The 16,624-nt window shown below is 63.6% G+C and carries 19 protein-coding genes; 17 read left to right on the top strand and 2 right to left on the bottom strand.

The features are described 5' to 3' along the window. The first annotated feature begins 12 nt into the window (after positions 1 to 12). The 9 genes from fabG (at position 13) to BLV15_RS18875 (ending at position 7,256) form a co-directional block, all read left to right on the top strand. A complete protein-coding gene (gene fabG, locus BLV15_RS18915; RefSeq protein WP_090231259.1) occupies positions 13 to 756 on the top strand; it encodes a 3-oxoacyl-ACP reductase FabG in 744 nt (247 codons plus the stop codon). 193 nt (positions 757 to 949) lie between these two features. Beyond that, positions 950 to 1,186: an acyl carrier protein gene (acpP, locus tag BLV15_RS18910; protein WP_003283670.1), complete on the top strand. Its 237-nt coding sequence runs from the start codon at positions 950 to 952 to the stop codon at positions 1,184 to 1,186. 108 nt (positions 1,187 to 1,294) lie between these two features. Further along, positions 1,295 to 2,539, top strand: coding sequence for a beta-ketoacyl-ACP synthase II (gene fabF / locus BLV15_RS18905; protein WP_090231258.1), 1,245 nt, complete (start codon positions 1,295 to 1,297; stop codon positions 2,537 to 2,539). Further along, a complete protein-coding gene (pabC, locus tag BLV15_RS18900) occupies positions 2,539 to 3,354 on the top strand; it encodes an aminodeoxychorismate lyase (RefSeq protein ID WP_090231257.1) in 816 nt (271 codons plus the stop codon). The genes fabF and pabC overlap by 1 nt, the downstream gene beginning before the upstream one ends. A gap of 6 nt (positions 3,355 to 3,360) precedes the next feature. Further along, positions 3,361 to 4,431, top strand: coding sequence for an endolytic transglycosylase MltG (gene mltG, locus BLV15_RS18895; protein WP_090231351.1), 1,071 nt, complete (start codon positions 3,361 to 3,363; stop codon positions 4,429 to 4,431). Then, the gene (tmk, locus tag BLV15_RS18890) at positions 4,428 to 5,060 is read left to right on the top strand and encodes a dTMP kinase (protein ID WP_090231256.1); all 633 of its coding nucleotides are present in this window, start codon (positions 4,428 to 4,430) and stop codon (positions 5,058 to 5,060) included. The genes mltG and tmk overlap by 4 nt, the downstream gene beginning before the upstream one ends. Beyond that, positions 5,053 to 6,039 carry a DNA polymerase III subunit delta' gene (locus BLV15_RS18885; protein WP_090231255.1) on the top strand — a complete coding sequence of 329 codons (987 nt, stop codon included), beginning with the start codon at positions 5,053 to 5,055 and terminating at the stop codon, positions 6,037 to 6,039. The genes tmk and BLV15_RS18885 overlap by 8 nt, the downstream gene beginning before the upstream one ends. A gap of 31 nt (positions 6,040 to 6,070) precedes the next feature. Then, positions 6,071 to 6,427, top strand: a complete 357-nt coding sequence (locus BLV15_RS18880) for a PilZ domain-containing protein (protein WP_090231254.1) — start codon at positions 6,071 to 6,073, stop codon at positions 6,425 to 6,427. Between the two features lie 49 nt (positions 6,428 to 6,476). Continuing rightward, on the top strand, positions 6,477 to 7,256 hold the full coding sequence (locus BLV15_RS18875) for a TatD family hydrolase (RefSeq protein WP_090231253.1): 780 nt from the start codon (positions 6,477 to 6,479) through the stop codon (positions 7,254 to 7,256). Between the two features lie 213 nt (positions 7,257 to 7,469). Here BLV15_RS18875 and BLV15_RS18870 read toward each other — a convergent pair whose 3' ends face one another. Beyond that, positions 7,470 to 8,603 (bottom strand): aminotransferase class V-fold PLP-dependent enzyme, encoded by a 1,134-nt coding sequence (locus tag BLV15_RS18870; protein WP_090231252.1) that lies wholly within the window; start codon positions 8,601 to 8,603, stop codon positions 7,470 to 7,472. Positions 8,604 to 8,674: 71 nt separating this feature from the next. Here BLV15_RS18870 and BLV15_RS18865 point away from each other — a divergent pair, with 71 nt between their 5' ends. From BLV15_RS18865 to BLV15_RS18855, 3 genes are all read left to right on the top strand, one after another. Continuing rightward, positions 8,675 to 9,313, top strand: a complete 639-nt coding sequence (locus tag BLV15_RS18865) for a TetR/AcrR family transcriptional regulator (protein ID WP_090231251.1) — start codon at positions 8,675 to 8,677, stop codon at positions 9,311 to 9,313. A 145-nt stretch (positions 9,314 to 9,458) separates the two neighbouring features. Then, complete coding sequence (locus BLV15_RS18860; protein ID WP_090231250.1) at positions 9,459 to 10,064, top strand: DUF4823 domain-containing protein; 606 nt, start codon at positions 9,459 to 9,461, stop codon at positions 10,062 to 10,064. A 2-nt stretch (positions 10,065 to 10,066) separates the two neighbouring features. Beyond that, positions 10,067 to 10,636, top strand: coding sequence for a DUF1285 domain-containing protein (locus BLV15_RS18855; RefSeq protein ID WP_090231249.1), 570 nt, complete (start codon positions 10,067 to 10,069; stop codon positions 10,634 to 10,636). A gap of 55 nt (positions 10,637 to 10,691) precedes the next feature. Here the strand turns inward: BLV15_RS18855 and BLV15_RS18850 are convergent, their stop codons facing one another. Then, positions 10,692 to 12,344, bottom strand: a complete 1,653-nt coding sequence (locus BLV15_RS18850) for an electron transfer flavoprotein-ubiquinone oxidoreductase (RefSeq protein WP_090231248.1) — start codon at positions 12,342 to 12,344, stop codon at positions 10,692 to 10,694. A 315-nt stretch (positions 12,345 to 12,659) separates the two neighbouring features. Here BLV15_RS18850 and BLV15_RS18845 point away from each other — a divergent pair, with 315 nt between their 5' ends. From BLV15_RS18845 to BLV15_RS18825, 5 genes are all read left to right on the top strand, one after another. Beyond that, entirely contained in the window at positions 12,660 to 13,409 is a 750-nt protein-coding gene (locus tag BLV15_RS18845; RefSeq protein WP_090231247.1) for an electron transfer flavoprotein subunit beta/FixA family protein, read from the top strand. Further along, on the top strand, positions 13,410 to 14,354 hold the full coding sequence (locus BLV15_RS18840; protein WP_090231246.1) for an electron transfer flavoprotein subunit alpha/FixB family protein: 945 nt from the start codon (positions 13,410 to 13,412) through the stop codon (positions 14,352 to 14,354). 197 nt (positions 14,355 to 14,551) lie between these two features. Beyond that, positions 14,552 to 15,373: a substrate-binding periplasmic protein gene (locus tag BLV15_RS18835; protein WP_090231245.1), complete on the top strand. Its 822-nt coding sequence runs from the start codon at positions 14,552 to 14,554 to the stop codon at positions 15,371 to 15,373. A 45-nt stretch (positions 15,374 to 15,418) separates the two neighbouring features. Continuing rightward, positions 15,419 to 15,736 carry a DUF4398 domain-containing protein gene (locus tag BLV15_RS18830; protein ID WP_090231350.1) on the top strand — a complete coding sequence of 106 codons (318 nt, stop codon included), beginning with the start codon at positions 15,419 to 15,421 and terminating at the stop codon, positions 15,734 to 15,736. Then, positions 15,733 to 16,539 carry an OmpA family protein gene (locus BLV15_RS18825; protein WP_090231244.1) on the top strand — a complete coding sequence of 269 codons (807 nt, stop codon included), beginning with the start codon at positions 15,733 to 15,735 and terminating at the stop codon, positions 16,537 to 16,539. Before BLV15_RS18830 ends, BLV15_RS18825 begins: the two co-directional genes overlap by 4 nt. Positions 16,540 to 16,624 lie beyond the last annotated feature (85 nt).

The raw sequence follows: 16,624 nt of genomic DNA, 5'->3' as shown, positions 1-16,624 counted from the left end.
ATGGAGAAGAGTATGAGTTTGCAAGGTAAGGTGGCGCTGGTCACCGGCGCGAGTCGCGGTATCGGCCAGGCCATCGCCCTCGAATTGGGTCGCCAGGGTGCGATCGTCATCGGCACTGCCACGACGCCCGCCGGCGCCGAACGTATCGCTGAAACCCTAAAGCAGAACGGCATCGAAGGGGCTGGCCTAGTCCTCGACGTGACCGACAGCGAGTCGGTCTCGAGTACCCTGGAGCACATCCAGCAGCATCTCGGTCAACCATCGATCCTCGTCAATAACGCAGGGATCACGCGTGATAACCTGATGTTGCGCATGAAAGACGATGAGTGGTTCGAGGTCATTAATACCAACCTCAACAGCCTGTTCCGTCTGTCCAAGGCCGTTCTGCGCGGTATGACCAAGGCGCGTTGGGGCCGTATCATCAATATCGGTTCGGTCGTCGGCGCCATGGGCAACGGTGGCCAGGCCAACTATGCCGCAGCCAAAGCCGGTCTCGAGGGGTTTGGTCGCGCGCTGGCGCGTGAAGTTGGTTCGCGGGCGATTACCGTCAATGCGGTAGCGCCGGGCTTCATCGATACCGACATGACCCGTGAATTGCCGGAAGCGCAACGTGATGCGTTGCTTGGACAGATTCCGCTGGGCCGTCTGGGGCAAGCCGAGGAAATCGCCAAGGTCGTGGCTTTCCTTGCGTCGGATGGCGCGTCCTATGTCACCGGTGCGACCATTCCGGTCAACGGCGGCATGTACATGAGCTAATGTGACGGAATCCTTAAGGAATCTGTCACAGGAACGGTCTAGAATCCGCTCCCAATTATCGCTGGTAGAATAGGCGGCGTCGTACGGCTCAGGGAAGGTCGGTGGCGTTCAGCTTGAAAAGCGGAAAACCCTTTCTATACACTTACCCGCAGCCCAGCTGCCGGGACTTGTCCACTAGGAGTGAAAACAAAACATGAGCACCATCGAAGAACGCGTCAAGAAAATCGTCGCTGAGCAACTCGGCGTCAAAGAAGAGGAAGTGACCAACAGTGCTTCCTTCGTCGAAGACCTGGGCGCGGACTCTCTTGACACCGTCGAGCTGGTGATGGCTCTGGAAGAGGAATTCGAGACCGAGATCCCGGACGAGCAAGCTGAGAAGATCACCACTGTTCAGGAAGCCATCGATTACATCAACGCGCACGCGCAGTGATCTCGTAATCGTCGACTTTCCGACTGGGAAAAGCCGCACTGCCTTTCGGGGCGTGCGGCTTTTCTTTAAGCGCCATTCCAGGGCGCACGATAAGAAGAGGATATAGCAGTGTCGCGCAGACGCGTCGTGGTCACCGGTGTGGGTATGTTGTCGCCGCTGGGGACCGATGTGCCGAGCAGCTGGGAGGGAATTCTCGCCGGCCGCAGTGGCATCGCTCCCATCGAGCACATGGACCTTTCCGCCTACAGCACCCGTTTCGGGGGCTCGGTGAGGAATTTCAATGTCGAGGAATACCTCTCGGCCAAGGAAGCTCGCAAGATCGACCTGTTCATCCAGTACGGACTGGCCGCCAGCTTCCAGGCGGTTCGCGATTCCGGGCTGGAGGTCACCGATGCCAATCGTGAGCGCATCGGCGTGGCCATGGGCTCCGGTATCGGCGGCCTGACCAACATCGAGAACAACTGCAAATCGCTGATCGAGCAGGGGCCGCGGCGCATTTCGCCGTTCTTCGTGCCCGGGTCGATCATCAACATGGTGTCCGGCTTCCTGTCCATCCATCTGGGTATCCAGGGGCCGAACTACGCCATCGCCACGGCTTGTACCACTGGCACCCATTGCATCGGCATGGCCGCGCGGAACATCGCCTATGGCGAAGCCGACGTAATGATCGCCGGCGGCTCGGAAATGGCCGCCAGCGGCCTGGGCATCGGCGGGTTCGCCGCCGCGCGGGCGCTGTCCACGCGCAATGACGATCCGCAGCGCGCCAGCCGTCCCTGGGACAAGGGCCGGGACGGCTTCGTGCTGTCCGACGGTGCCGGCGCGCTGGTGCTGGAAGAACTCGAGCATGCCAAGGCGCGCGGCGCGACCATCTATGCCGAGCTGGTCGGCTTCGGCATGAGTGGCGACGCCTACCACATGACTTCGCCGCCCGATGATGGCGCCGGTGCCGCCCGCTGCATCCGCAACGCGCTGCGCGACGCTTCGCTGAATCCGGAACAGGTGCAGTACATCAATGCCCACGGCACTTCCACGCCGGCTGGCGATCTCGCCGAGGCGATGGCGATCAAGAGCGTCTTCGGCGATCACGCCTACGCGCTGTCGGTCAGTTCGACCAAGTCCATGACCGGTCACCTGCTGGGTGCGGCGGGCGCGGTCGAGGCGATCTTCAGCGTGCTGGCGATCCGCGACCAGGTCGCGCCGCCAACCATCAACCTGGAGGAACCGGACGAGGGCTGCGACCTCGATTTCGTGGCGAACCAGGCCAAGGCGCGGCCGATCGACGTCGTACTGACCAACTCCTTCGGTTTCGGCGGCACCAACGGTTCGCTGGTGTTCAGCCGGTTCGCCGACTGATGCTCCGCTGGGTCGACGGTCGACCCAGCGAGACGCTGTCCAGTCTGGATCGCGGCCTCGCCTACGGTGATGGGCTTTTCGAGACCATCGCCGTGCGCAGCGCCCGCCCACGGCTGCTCGAACATCATCTGGCGCGGCTGGCCGACGGCTGCCGACGGCTGTCCATCCCCCTCGACCAGGCGCTGCTGCGCGCCGAGCTGTTGGCTTTCGCCACGCAGTTGGGTGAGGGCGTCGCCAAGCTGGTCGTCACCCGCGGCGACGGTGCCCGCGGTTATGCGCCGCTTGGCGCGGCCACGCCGCGCCGGTTGTTGTTCGGCAGTCCCTGGCCATCCTATGCGCCAGCCAACGTCTCTCAGGGCGTCGAACTGTTTCCCTGTCGCACGCGCCTCGCCGAGCAGCCATTGCTGGCCGGTATGAAGCACCTGAACCGGCTCGAGCAGGTCATCGCCCGTGGCGAGTGGCAGGAGCCGCGCTATGCCGAGGGGCTGATGCGGGACATGTCGGGACGGGTGGTGGAGGGGGTTTTCAGCAACCTGTTCCTGGTCCGCGAGGGCCGATTGATTACCGCCGAGCTGAGCCGCTGCGGTGTCGCCGGGGTGATGCGGGCCTGGCTGCTAGAGCAGGCGGCGGAACAGCAGATCTTGGTTGAGATCCGGGATGTCGATTACGACGAGTTGCTCGCTACCGACGAAGTGTTTCTCTGCAATAGCCTTTATGGAATCTGGCCCGTGCGCCGTCTGGAGGGACATGTCTGGCCCGCCGGGGCGCTCACCCGTAAACTGCAGGGCATCCTCCGCACGCTTCTGGATTTCTGATTCGTGATACGCAAATTGTTGATTCTGCTCGAGGTTGGCGTATTGCTCGGCGGTCTTGCGCTGGGTTTCTGCGCCTGGCGGCAACGCGAGGCGCTGCAGCAGCCGCTGGCCCTCGCCGAGGAGCGCCTGCTCGAGGTGCCCACTGGCAGCACGCCAGGTGGCCTGCTGGGTGAGCTGGAGAGCGAAGCCGTGCTGCGCGATTCGTTCTGGCTTCGCCTCTACTGGCGTTTCAATCTGTCCGGGCAGAGCCTGCACAGCGGCGAGTACCGTCTCACGCCGAACATGAGCGCCGCGGATCTGCTTCGCCTGTGGCAGCACGGTGAGGTCGTTCAGTACAGCCTGACGCTGGTGGAGGGCTGGAATTTCCATCAGGTGCGCCAGGCGCTGGAGAAACAGACCAAGCTGGAGCAGACCCTCGCCGGCGTGGACGACCGCGAGCTGATGGCGCGCCTGGGCGAATCTGGCGCACATCCTGAAGGGCGCTTCTTCCCGGACACCTATCGCTACGTGCGCGGCACCAAGGACATCGACCTGCTGAAGCAGGCCAGGCAGCGCCTGCAACAGGTGCTCGACGAGGAATGGGCGCAGCGCGCCGAAGGCTTGCCGTACGCCGACGCCTACCAGGCGCTGATCATGGCCTCGCTGGTGGAGAAGGAAACCGGCGTGCCATCCGAACGCGGGCAGATCGCCGGCGTGTTCATCCGCCGCCTGGGTCTGGGCATGCTGCTGCAGACCGATCCGACCGTGATCTATGGCCTGGGCGAGCGCTACAACGGCAAGCTGACGCGCGCCCACCTGCGCGAGGCCAATCCCTACAACACCTACATGGTCGCCGGGCTGCCGCCGACGCCGATCTCTCTGGTCGGCCGCGAGGCGATCCACGCCGCCCTGCATCCGGAGCCCGGTAGCAGCCTGTACTTCGTCGCCCGGGGCGACGGCAGCCACCTGTTCTCCGACGACCTGGAGTCGCACAACCGTGCGGTGCGCGAGTACCAGTTAAAGCGCCGCGCCGATTACCGTTCCAGTCCGGCGCCGATTCCCGTTCCCCCGCAATCCCAGCAGAAGGAAGCCCCGTGAGCGGCCTGTTCGTCACCCTGGAAGGCCCGGAAGGCGCCGGCAAGAGCACCAATCGCGAGTACCTCGCCGGGCGCCTGCGGGCGAGCGGCGTCGAAGTGCTGCTGACCCGCGAGCCGGGCGGCACACCGCTGGCCGAGCGCATTCGCGAGCTGTTGCTGGCACCTAGCGACGAGCCCATGGCGGCCGATACCGAGCTGCTGCTGGTGTTCGCCGCTCGCGCGCAGCATCTGGCCGAGGTCATCCGTCCGGCGCTGGCGCGTGGTTGCGTGGTGCTCTGCGATCGATTCACCGATGCCACCTACGCCTACCAGGGCGGCGGTCGCGGCTTGTCCACGGCGCGTATTGCCGAACTCGAGGCGTTCGTCCAGGGCGACCTGCGCCCGCAGCTGACGCTGATCTTCGACCTGCCTGTGGAAATCGGCCTGTCGCGCGCTGCCGCGCGTGGCCGTCTCGATCGCTTCGAGCAGGAGGGCCGTGGCTTCTTCGAAGCGGTGCGCCAGGCCTATCTCACCCGCGCCGCCGCCGTGCCGGCGCGCTACCGCATCGTCGATGCGGCGCAGCCGCTGGACGCCGTACAGCGCGCGCTCGATGGGCTGCTGCCCGAGTTGCTGGAGTTCGCCCGTGGCTGAAGCCTTTCCGTGGCAGGCCGCGCTCTGGCAGCAGATGGCCACGCGCAGCCAGCATGCTCACGCCTATCTGCTGCACGGCCCGGCCGGAATCGGCAAGCGCGCCTTCGCCGAGCGGCTGATGGCCCGGCTGCTCTGCCTGCAACCGCAGGGCGCCGATGCCTGTGGTCAATGCAAGGCCTGCCATCTGTTGGCGGCAGGCACCCACCCGGACAATTTCGTGCTGGAGCCCGAAGAGGCCGACAAGCCGATCAAGGTCGACCAGGTGCGTGAGCTGGTGTCATTCGTGGTGCAGACGGCGCAACTCGGCGGGCGCAAGGTGATCCTCGTCGAGCCCGTCGAGGCGATGAACCTCAACGCCGCCAACGCGCTGCTCAAGAGCCTCGAGGAGCCCTCGGGGAACACCGTGCTGCTGCTGATCAGCCATCAGCCCAGCCGCCTGCTGCCCACCGTCAGGAGTCGCTGCGTACAGCAGGCCTGCCCGCTGCCGAGTGCCGAGCAGAGTCTGGCCTGGCTCTCCGCCAACCTTCCGGAGGCGACGCCGGAGATGCTCGCCGAGCTGCTCGAGCTGGCCGGCGGCTCGCCGCTGGCGGCTAAGCGCCTGCATGGGCAGGGTGTGCTCGAGCTACGCGCGCAGGTCGTCGATGGGGTGAAGAAGCTGCTCAAGCAGCAGCAGGGCGCCAGCCAGTTGGCCGAAGGCTGGAACGCCGTACCGCTGCAACTGCTGTTCGACTGGTTCCATCAGTGGGCGCAGCTGATGCTGCGCTATCAACTGACCCGTGATGAAGACGGGCTCGGGCCGGCGGACATGCGCAAGGTCGTCCAGTATCTGGCGGACAAAACTCCGCAGGGCAAACTGTTGTCGATGCAGGACTGGCTGTTGGCGCAGCGGCAGAAGGTTCTCGGCAAAGCCAATCTGAACCGTGTGCTGCTTCTCGAGGCTCTCCTCGTGCAGTGGGCAAGCCTGCCTGGGCCGGGCTAGAATCGCGTCAACTACCGCATTGGGATACCGCATGAGCCTGCCACCGAACCTGGGTCCGCGTAACGGAATCCTGTCCCTGACCATCAAGGACAAATCCGTGCTGTATGCCGCCTACATGCCCTTCATCCGGAACGGCGGTCTGTTCATCCCCACCAACAAGAGCTACAAGCTCGGTGACGAAGTGTTCATGCTGCTGAACCTGATGGACGAGCCTGAGAAGATTCCGGTGGCCGGTAAGGTGGTCTGGATCACGCCGAAGGGTGCCCAGGGCAACCGCGCCGCCGGTGTAGGCGTGCAGTTCAACGAGGGTGACAACACCGCCCGCAACAAGATCGAGACCTACCTCGCCGGCGCGTTGAAGTCCGATCGCCCGACCCACACGATGTGACCCAACCCGTTGGCGCCCGCCATACCTTCCTCATCCTCGTAGATTTGCCATGCTCGTCGACTCCCATTGCCACCTCGATCGCCTCGACCTGGCTGCCCACGGCGGCTCTCTCGATGCCGCGCTGGAGGCGGCGCGCGCGCGCGGCGTCGGACATTTCCTCTGCATCGGCGTGAGCGCGGACAACGCCGCGGCCGTGAAGGCGCTGGCCGAGCGGTATGCCGATGTGCACTGTTCGGTTGGCGTGCATCCGCTGGACCTTCAGCCCGGCGCCGCGCCGGCTCTCGACTGGCTGTTGGCCGAGCTCGAGCATCCGCGCGTCGCCGCCATCGGCGAGACCGGTCTGGACTATCACTACGAACCGGAGGCGGCCGAGGTGCAGCGGCAGGCATTCCGTCTGCACCTGCGGGCGGCGCAGATCACCAGCAAGCCGGTCATCGTGCATACCCGCGAAGCGCGGGCGGACACCCTCGCGCTGCTGCGCGAGGCGGCGCTGCCCCAAGCCGGCGTGCTGCACTGCTTCACCGAGGACTGGGAAATGGCCAAGGCGGCGCTGGATATCGGGTTCTACATCTCGCTGTCGGGCATCGTCACCTTCCGCAACGCCGACGCACTGCGCGAAGTGGCGCGGCAGGTGCCAGCGGATCGCCTGCTGGTGGAAACTGATTCGCCTTACCTCGCACCGATCCCCCATCGCGGCAAGCCCAACCTGCCGCAATACGTACGTGAAGTGGCGGAGTTCCTCGCCGAGCTGCGCGGGGTCGGCTTTGACACGCTGGCCGAGCAGACCACGGCCAACTTCAAGCGGCTGTTCCCGCTCGCGCGGCTCTGAGCAGGCAAAAAAAACCCGGGTTCTGGGGGTGAATCCGGGTCAAGACCATTTAGGAGTTGCATCAGGACGCGCGGTCCACGGCGCCTGGCCGTTCGACGTTCGGGGGAAAACGCCGCATCCGGTGAATGGATTATTGACCAGGGCGGCGTGGCGTCCAGCGAATGCTGATCGTTTTTTAAACAGATTTGGAATACCGCTGCGTTTGCTGAGCACTCACCCCTCTACCTTCTGACGCAGCACGTTCAGGGTCTCCTCGATTACCCGCGTTTCGGTGTAGAAGTGCGGCGACAAGCGAATGCCGGCGCCTCGCTGGGCGCAAACCACCTGATGCTGTTTCAGATGGTCGAACAGGGCGGCGTTGTCGCAGCCGTTCAGGCTGAAGGTCAGGATTCCGGCGCGGCGGGCCGGGTTCAGCGGGCTGTGCAGGCGGACGCCGGGAATTGCCTGCAGCCCTTCCTGCAGCCATTGCACGCGCTCTTCCAGCGCCTTGCCCACCGCGTCCATGCCGACCTCTTCGAGCAACGACAGGCTGGCTTCCAGGCCCATGGCGCCGAGCATGTTCGGGCTGCCGCATTCGAAGCGGCGTGCGCTGCGTGCCGGTTCCCAGTCGACACGGTCGTAGTCGCCAGCGTGCTCCAGCATGTGCCAGCCGTATTCGTGCAGCTTCAGCTGGTCGCGCAGATCGCGGCGGCAATAGAACACGCCGAGGCCTTCCGGACCGAGCATCCACTTGTGTCCGTCAGCCATGGCGAAGGCGCAGTGGCTGGCCTGGACATCGAAGGGCAGGGCGCCCAGTTGCTGGATAGCGTCGATGCAAAGGAGCACGCCGTTCTGCTGGCAGCCCTGGCCCAGGCGCGGCAGGTCCAGGCGCAGTCCGCTGGCGTATTGCACCGCACTGATGGCCATCAGTCGCGTTCGTGGTCCGCAGGCGGCGAGCAGCGCGGCTTCGGGGTCCTTGCCGACCAGTCTGACCTGGATCACCTCGACACCCTGCGGCTTGAGCGCCTCCCAGACGACGCGGTTGGACGGAAACTCCTCGTCGCTGATGATCACCTGGTCGCCGCTGCGCCAGTCGAGGCCGAAGGCCACGAACGACAGCGCCTCGGAGGTGTTCTTCACCAGCGCGATATCCGCGATGCCGGGCGCGTTAAGCAGGCGTCGCAGGCGTTCGCGCAGGCGGTGTTCCACGTCCAGCCATTGCGGGTAGTCACGCGCGCCGTGCGTGGCGTTCTCTTCGGCGAAGGCGCTTATCGCCAGGCTCGCGCGTTTTGGCCAGGGGGCCACCGCGGCGTGATTCAGATAACGCAGACCCAAAGCCTGCGGGAACTCGTCTTGAAAGGCATACATGATGGATGTTCCGTGCAATTTGCGGCCGGTTGGGCATAATATCCCGCTTCGATTTTCACCTTAGTCTTCCTATGCAGAAAGAACCCCGTAAGGTCCGAGAATTCCGCCGCCGTGAGCAGGAGATCCTCGACACCGCGCTCAAGCTGTTCCTCGAGCAAGGTGAAGACAGCGTCACTGTCGAGATGATCGCCGACGCAGTCGGTATCGGCAAAGGCACGATCTACAAGCACTTCAAGTCGAAGGCGGAGATTTACCTGCGCCTGATGCTCGACTACGAGCGCGACCTCAACGAGCTGTTCCACTCGGACAAGCTCGACAACGACAAGGAAGCGCTGTCGCGCGCCTACTTCGAGTTCCGCATGCGCGATCCGCAGCGCTACCGGCTGTTCGACCGGCTCGAGGAGAAGGTCGTCAAGGGCAACCAGGTGCCGGAAATGATCGAGGAGCTGCACAAGATCCGCGCCTCGAACTTCCAGCGTCTGACCCGCCTGATCGAAGGCCGTATCGCCGAGGGCAAGTTGGAGAACGTGCCGCCGTATTTCCACTATTGCGCCGCCTGGGCGCTGGTGCACGGCGCGGTCGCGCTCTACCACTCGCCGTTCTGGAGCAATGTGCTGGAGGATCAGGAAGGCTTCTTCCAGTTCCTCATGGACATCGGCGTGCGCATGGGCAACAAGCGCAAGCGCGACGGCGATACGCCCGCTGCCTGAGGGCTGCGGGCGGTTCCTGCGGGTGGCGCGGCCACTCGTCCGCTGAATTTCTCCCCGCATGTTCGGTCCGTTGTAGTGATGGCGCGGAAGCTGCATTGACCGTCCATCCGCCGGTTTCCCGTCGCCGGCGCCAGGAGAAGATTCGATGCGACCCATGATTCCGTGGTTGGTGCTGCTTTGCCTGAGCGGCTGCATGAAGGTCAGCGACATGGCCGAGGGCACCCGCTATCAACTGGCCGACGCCGGCATCCTCGATCACAGTGCCACCGAGCGGGCGAACAACCGGCGTCTGCAACCCGACTCCTTCATTTATATCGCCCAGGGGTATTTCATTCCGCCCGGTAGCGCCTACCCGCGACCCAACGTCGTCGCCGAGGAAGCCTTCAACGGTTTCGTCGAGTATTTTCCGATGGTTCGCCGCGCACGTGGTCCGCTCGGGCTGGACGAGGCGATGGCCGAGGCGCGCAGCTTCGGCGCGCATTACCTGCTGTACGCCCGTTTCGCCAGCGCCGACGACCGCATAGGCACGGTGGAGGAGTGGGAGGACCAGGAGGCGCTCGACCGCCTGGGCACCGATCGTGGGGTCATCCAGCTGATGCTGGTCGAGACCAGCACCAATTTCCTGGTGGACACTGCACGCATCCGCAACCGGGGCGGTTTTCTGACGTTCTACGATCAACGCCCGGAAGACCTGCTGGCGCCGCCGCTGCGCGACTATGCCCAGCGTCTGCTGGGGCTGAACACGAGGTGAGCATGAGCGAATCAGGCAAGGCCAACGATCTTCTGGCGCAGATCCCCAAGGGGGAAAAGAAAGGCCTGCCGCCCGTGCACTTGTGGAACCCCGACTTCTGCGGCGACATCGACATGCGCATCGCCCGGGACGGCACCTGGTACTACTTGGGAACACCGATCGGGCGAAAGCCAATGGTCAAGCTCTTCTCCACCATCATCCGGCGCGATGGCGACGATTATTTTCTGATCACGCCCGTGGAAAAGGTCGGCATCAGGGTGGACGACGCGCCGTTCGTGGCGCTGACGTTGCAGGTGGAAGGCGAGGGCGAGCGCCAGGTACTGCGCTTCATGAGCAATGTCGATGATGAAATCGTGGCCGGTGAAGAGCATCCGATCCGGGTGATGCTCGACAAGGACACCGCGGAACCTGCGCCTTATCTGCGGGTGCGCGGCAACCTCGATGCGCTGATTCACCGCAATGTCTTCTACCAGATGGTCGAGCTGGCGGTGCCGCGCGATCAGGATGGCGAGTGCTGGCTGGGTGTCTGGAGCAGCGGCGTTTTCTTCCCCATCGGACGGCTGCCGGCTTGATGCCCGCGCTTTTCCGCACCCCACAAAAAAGGCCCCGAGGGGCCTTTTTCATTACTCACATGTTGGGGTAGTTCGGCCCGCCGGTGCCTTCCGGGGCGACCCAGGTGATGTTCTGCGCCGGGTCCTTGATATCGCAGGTCTTGCAGTGGACGCAGTTCTGCGCGTTGATCTGGAAGCGCTTCTCGCCATCTTCCTGAGTCACCACCTCATAGACGCCTGCCGGGCAGTAACGCTGGGCCGGTTCGTCGTACAGCGGGAGGTTCTGGCCGATCGGAATGCTCGGATCGGTCAGTTTCAGGTGGATCGGCTGATCCTCTTCGTGGTTGGTGCTGGAGAGGAATACCGAGGAGAGCTTGTCGAAGCTGATCTTGCCGTCCGGTTTCGGGTAGCTGATCTTCTCGGCTTCCGCGGCTTTCTTCAGGCAGGTGTGATCCATGCGCGTGTCGTGCAGGGTCAACGGCAACTTGCCACCGAGCAGGTTGTACTCGACGAAGCTGAACGCCGGGCCGAGCAGCGGGCCGAACTTGTGCATCGCCGGGCCGAAGTTGCGGGTCTGGTACAGCTCGTCATGCAGCCAGCTGGCCTTGAAACCGTCCACGTAGTTGTTCAGCTCATCGGCCTCGCGACCGGCGGCGAGCGCCTCGGCGATGGCTTCGGCGGCGAGCATGCCGGACTTCATCGCGGTGTGGCTGCCCTTGATCTTGGCCGCGTTGAGTGTGCCGAGGTCGCAGCCGATCAGCGCGCCGCCGGGGAAGACCATCTTCGGTAGCGAGTTGTAGCCGCCCTTGACCAGCGCGCGTGCGCCGTAGGAAATGCGCTTGCCTCCTTCCAGGTACTGCTTGATCACCGGGTGGTGCTTGTAGCGCTGGAACTCGTCGAACGGCGACAGGTGCGGGTTGCTGTAGGCGAGGTCGACGATCAGCCCGACGACGACCTGGTTGTTCTCCAGGTGATAGAGGAACGAACCGCCCGGGTTTTCCTTGTTCAGCGGCCAGCCGGAGGTGTGTACCACCAGGCCTTGCTCGTGCTTGGCCGGGTCGATTTCCCAGAGTTCCTTGATGCCGATGCCGTAGTGCTGCGGGTCGGCATCCTTGGCCAGGTTGTAGCGCTTGCCCAGCTGTTTGCCGATATGACCGCGGCAGCCCTCGGCGAACAGCGTGTACTTGCCGCGCAGCTCCATGCCGGGGGTGAACACGCCTTCTTTCGGATGGCCTTCGCGATCGACGCCGAGATCGCCGGTGACGATGCCGCGGACGATGCCGCTCTCGTCGATCAGCGCTTCCTGGGCGGCGAAGCCCGGATAGATTTCGACGCCGAGGTTCTCCGCCTGCTGGGCCAGCCAGCGGCACAGGTTGCCGAGGGAAATGATGTAGTTGCCTTCGTTGTGCATCGGCTTGGGCACGAAGAAGTTCGGGACCTTGGTGGCTTTGTCTGCGCTATTCAGCAGATAGATGTCGTCGCGCTTCACCGGCGTGTTGAGCGGTGCGCCGAGCGCTTTCCAGTCGGGAAAGAGTTCGTTCAGGGCGCGCGGCTCGAACACGGCGCCAGATAGAATGTGGGCGCCGACCTCGGAACCTTTCTCGACCACGCAGACGCTGATTTCCTGGCCCGCTTCGGCGGCCTTTTGCTTCAATCGACAGGCGGCGGACAGACCAGCAGGGCCAGCGCCTACGATGACGACGTCGAATTCCATGTATTCGCGTTCCACAGCTATCTCCTAATCAAGGCTCTTCGGTTTTATGATGGTGCCGGTCTTTCCCTGACCAGAGCTGCGCGCATTATATCCACACCCTCGTGCGGGTCCAATACAAACGTTTGTTTGAATCTGCGCAAAGCCTGATAGAATAGGCTTTGGCGGCTGTTTTGGGATCTTTTCCTCGTATTGACCCGATTGGGCGATACGGTCAAGATACGAGCCATTTTGCGGTTGACGTACAGTTCGACAGTCGGTCCCGGCCGACATGCAATGCCCATCAGGCCTGTCTGACGGGTTTCTTTTTCACCGGAGAACAACGAGGAATCCATGAAGGTTCTTGTAGCTGTCAAACGAGTGGTTGACTACAACGTCAAGGTTCGCGTCAAAGCGGACAACTCCGGCGTTGACCTTGCGAACGTGAAGATGTCGATGAACCCCTTCTGCGAAATTGCCGTGGAAGAAGCGGTTCGCCTGAAGGAGAAGGGCGTGGCCACCGAGATAGTGGTCGTCAGCATCGGCCCGAGCGCCGCACAGGAACAGCTGCGCACCGCACTGGCACTGGGTGCCGACCGCGCCGTGCTGGTCGAGTCGAGCGAAGAACTGACCTCGCTGGCCGTGGCCAAGCTGCTCAAGGCCGTGGTCGACAAGGAGCAGCCTCAACTGGTGATCCTCGGCAAGCAGGCGATCGACAGCGACAACAACCAGACCGGCCAGATGCTAGCGGCGCTGACCGGCTACGGTCAGGGCACCTTCGCCTCCAAGGTCGAAGTCTCCGGCGACAAGGTCAACGTTACCCGCGAAATCGATGACGGTCTGCAGACCGTCGCTCTGAACCTGCCGGCGATCGTCACCACCGACCTGCGCCTCAACGAGCCGCGTTACGCCTCGTTGCCGAACATCATGAAAGCCAAGAAGAAGCCGCTGGAAACCCTGACGCCCGATGCGCTGGGTGTATCCGTGGTTTCCACCAACAAGACCCTGAAAGTCGAAGCGCCTGCCGTACGCAGCGCCGGTATCAAGGTCAAGTCGGTGGCTGAACTGGTCGAAAAACTGAAGAACGAAGCGAAGGTAATCTAAATGACGATCTTGGTTATCGCTGACTACGTCACCGTCGGGCAGGCCAACACCGCCGTTGCGCCCTCGACCCTGAATACCGTTGCCGCCGCCGCCAAGATCGGTGGCGACATCCACGTGCTGGTCGCCGGCGACGGCGTTGCCGACGTGGCCGCTGCCGCCGCGAAGATTGCCGGTGTGAGCAAGGTGCTGGTTGCCGACAACGCGGCCTACGCGCATCAACTGCCGGAAAACGTCGCCCCGCTGGTCGTCGAGCTGGCGAGTGGCTACAGCCACGTGCTCAGCGCCGCCACCGCCAACGGCAAGAACATCATGCCGCGCGTCGCCGCCAAGCTGGATGTCGACCAGATCTCCGAGATCGTGGCAGTCGAATCGGCTGACACCTTCAAGCGCCCGATCTATGCCGGTAACGCCATCGCCACCGTGCAATCGAGCGCCTCGGTGAAGGTCATCACAGTACGTGCCACCGGTTTCGACGCCGTCGCCGCAGAAGGCGGTTCGGCCAGCGTCGAGGCTGTCGGTGCTGCCCACGATGCAGGCGTTTCGTCCTTCGTCGGTGAGGAACTCGCCAAATCCGACCGTCCTGAGCTGACGGCCGCGAAGATCGTCGTATCTGGCGGTCGCGGCATGCAGAACGGCGACAACTTCAGCCACCTGTACTCGCTGGCCGACAAGCTCGGCGCCGCCGTGGGTGCATCGCGCGCCGCGGTCGACGCCGGCTTCGTGCCGAACGACATGCAGGTCGGCCAGACCGGCAAGATCGTCGCGCCGCAGCTGTACATCGCCGTCGGTATCTCCGGTGCGATCCAGCACCTGGCCGGCATGAAGGACTCCAAGGTGATCGTCGCGATCAACAAGGATGAAGAAGCACCGATCTTCCAGGTGGCCGATTACGGTCTGGTGGCGGATCTGTTCGAGGCCGTGCCGGAGCTGGAAAAGCAGCTCTAATCCGACGCCCGATCTGAAAAAGCCCGCTTTCGAGCGGGCTTTTTTGTGGGCGCGGAATGTGCCCAGATCACCGAATTGTCATTATTTCCTGTTCATGGGGCCGTGGATTTTGTACAAGGACGGATAGCGTAGCGGCGGATAGGCGGTAGGGCGTCCCGTTACGACAGACCGTTTTTGACTATCGGCCGAGATCCAGCATGGGCAGATACGCCTGGTTTACATCGTTGCTGTTGGGATTCGCTCTTGTTCCAAATTGGCTCATGGCCGCCGGCAAATGCGAGCGTCTGGTCGCTACCGGCAACCCCGAATATCCGCCTTACCTGTGGCGCGACCCGAAGAACCCCAAGCAATTGGTCGGGGCCAACGCCGATCTGCTCAAGCACATTGGCAAGGAACTCGGGGTCACGATCGATGTGATCTACACCGGCCCCTGGTCACGTGCTCAGGATGAAGTGCGTACCGGGCGCGTCGATCTTCTCGCCGGGGCCTTCCTGACCTCGGCGCGGCTGGACACCATGGACTACATCCATCCGGCCATTTACGAGACCCCCAGCGTGGTGTGGATTCGTCAAGGCGAGACGTTCCCCTACAGTGCCTGGGACGATTTGCGTGGCCACAGCGGGCGAACCCTGGTGAACAACAGCTTCGGCCAGGCATTCGATACCTTCGCCCAGGAAAACCTGCAGCTGGAAACGGTGCCGAGCCTGAACCAGGCCTTCCAGATGCTGCTGCTCGAGCGCAGCGATTACGTGATCTACGAGCAGTACCCGGGGCTCGCGCTGGCGCGCAAGATGAACATCGCCGACCAGCTCGAAGTGCTGTCTCCACCGGTTTCCAGCGAGGGGCTGTTTCTCACGCTGTCCCACGATTCGGCCTGCAACGAGCCCTGGTTGCGCGGACAACTGGCGAAGAAAATGACAGAATTGAGCGCTGCCGGTCTGCCGCAGACCCTGCTGCAGAGCAATCTCGAGCGCTGGGAGCAGGAAAACGCCCAGACGGCCAGTGAATCGACTCCATAGGAATCCGTTTTGAGTAATCGCTTATTCGCCGCCGGCGTGGCGTTCATGTTTCTCGCCGGTTGCGCCACCGATCCCATCCCCGCCGAACAGATTCGCCTGACCGAACAGGCCGTGGCCCAGGCCAAGGCCGTCGGTGCCGTCGAACAGATGGACGAACTGGTGCTTGCCGAGACCAAGCTGGCTGCCGCCCAGAGCGCCATCGCCGACCAGGACTACAAGCGCGCGCGGGTTCTGGCCGAGCAGGCCGAACTGGACGCACGGCTTGCCGAGGCGCGGGTGCTGACCAGCAAGAGCGAGGCTCAGTTGGCCGACCTGCACGGCAAGCTGAACCGCCTGCGCAAGCAACTGGGAGAGCAGCAATGAGCCGTTTTCTCGCTGCGGCGGGAGGTGTCTGCCTTCTTGCTCTTGCCGGTTGCGCCACCTCGCCTCAGGCTCAGCAGGCGCTGGAACAGGCGCATGCCGCGTTCGATGCGGTGAAGGACAACGCCGAGGTGTTGCACGCGGCGCCCAAGGATGTGATTCGCGCAGGCGAGTCGCTGGCGCGTGCCGACCGCTTGTCCAGCTATTCGGGGAGCGACGACGATGTCGTTCACTTCGCCTACCTGAGCCAGCGCTACAGCGCGATCGCCACCGAGCACGGCAAGCTGACCCAGAACAACGAGCGCCTGGCTGCCCTGGAACTCGAGCGTCAACGCCTGCAACTGACGCTGCGCGAGGCCAAGTTGCTCAGCGTGCAGCAGCAGGGCGCACTGCTCGATGCGCAGATGGCTAGCGTCCTGACCAGCAATACCGACCGTGGGCTGGTGATGACGCTGGGCGACGTGCTGTTCGACACCGGCCACTCGGAGCTGAAGGCTTCGGCCAACCGCACCGTGCTCAAGCTCGCGCAGTTCCTGCAACTCAACCCGCGTCGGATCGTGCGCATCGAGGGCTACAGCGATGCCCGCGGCGACGCCAAGATGAACCTGGAGCTTTCCCGCGCGCGGGCCCAGTCGGTGGCCGACATGCTCGAAGACCTCGGCGTGGACGCCAAGCGCATGCGCGTGCAGGCGCTCGGCGAGGCGTATCCGGTCGCGGAGAATGCGTCCTCCATCGGCCGTGCGCAGAACCGCCGCGTGGAGATCGTCTTCTCCGACGAGCAGGGGCACCTCAGCGACGAACGCTGAGTGGCCGCGGAGCCCAACCCGGCGTTCATCTCGAGCGCCGGGTTTTTTTATGGGCTAACGAACCAGCAGGCTGGCGCAATTGTGA

Origin of the sequence: Pseudomonas kuykendallii (genome assembly GCF_900106975.1) — a bacterium.
GTDB classification, from domain to species: Bacteria; Pseudomonadota; Gammaproteobacteria; order Pseudomonadales; family Pseudomonadaceae; genus Pseudomonas_O; species Pseudomonas_O kuykendallii.
Note: the sequence above shows the minus strand (reverse complement) of the source record. Positions and strands in the feature narration are given on the sequence as shown.

Excerpts from the sequence above, each read along its gene's own strand:
- fabG (WP_090231259.1), top strand. The coding sequence starts at position 13 with ATGAGTTTGCAAGGTAAGGTGGCGCTGGTCACCGGCGCGAGTCGCGGT.
- acpP (WP_003283670.1), top strand. The coding sequence starts at position 950 with ATGAGCACCATCGAAGAACGCGTCAAGAAAATCGTCGCTGAGCAACTC.
- pabC (WP_090231257.1), top strand. The coding sequence starts at position 2,539 with ATGCTCCGCTGGGTCGACGGTCGACCCAGCGAGACGCTGTCCAGTCTG.
- BLV15_RS18880 (WP_090231254.1), top strand. The coding sequence starts at position 6,071 with ATGAGCCTGCCACCGAACCTGGGTCCGCGTAACGGAATCCTGTCCCTG.
- BLV15_RS18875 (WP_090231253.1), top strand. The coding sequence starts at position 6,477 with ATGCTCGTCGACTCCCATTGCCACCTCGATCGCCTCGACCTGGCTGCC.
- BLV15_RS18870 (WP_090231252.1), bottom strand. The coding sequence starts at position 8,603 with ATGTATGCCTTTCAAGACGAGTTCCCGCAGGCTTTGGGTCTGCGTTAT.
- BLV15_RS18865 (WP_090231251.1), top strand. The coding sequence starts at position 8,675 with ATGCAGAAAGAACCCCGTAAGGTCCGAGAATTCCGCCGCCGTGAGCAG.
- BLV15_RS18860 (WP_090231250.1), top strand. The coding sequence starts at position 9,459 with ATGCGACCCATGATTCCGTGGTTGGTGCTGCTTTGCCTGAGCGGCTGC.
- BLV15_RS18855 (WP_090231249.1), top strand. The coding sequence starts at position 10,067 with ATGAGCGAATCAGGCAAGGCCAACGATCTTCTGGCGCAGATCCCCAAG.
- BLV15_RS18845 (WP_090231247.1), top strand. The coding sequence starts at position 12,660 with ATGAAGGTTCTTGTAGCTGTCAAACGAGTGGTTGACTACAACGTCAAG.
- BLV15_RS18840 (WP_090231246.1), top strand. The coding sequence starts at position 13,410 with ATGACGATCTTGGTTATCGCTGACTACGTCACCGTCGGGCAGGCCAAC.
- BLV15_RS18835 (WP_090231245.1), top strand. The coding sequence starts at position 14,552 with ATGGGCAGATACGCCTGGTTTACATCGTTGCTGTTGGGATTCGCTCTT.
- BLV15_RS18830 (WP_090231350.1), top strand. The coding sequence starts at position 15,419 with ATGTTTCTCGCCGGTTGCGCCACCGATCCCATCCCCGCCGAACAGATT.
- BLV15_RS18825 (WP_090231244.1), top strand. The coding sequence starts at position 15,733 with ATGAGCCGTTTTCTCGCTGCGGCGGGAGGTGTCTGCCTTCTTGCTCTT.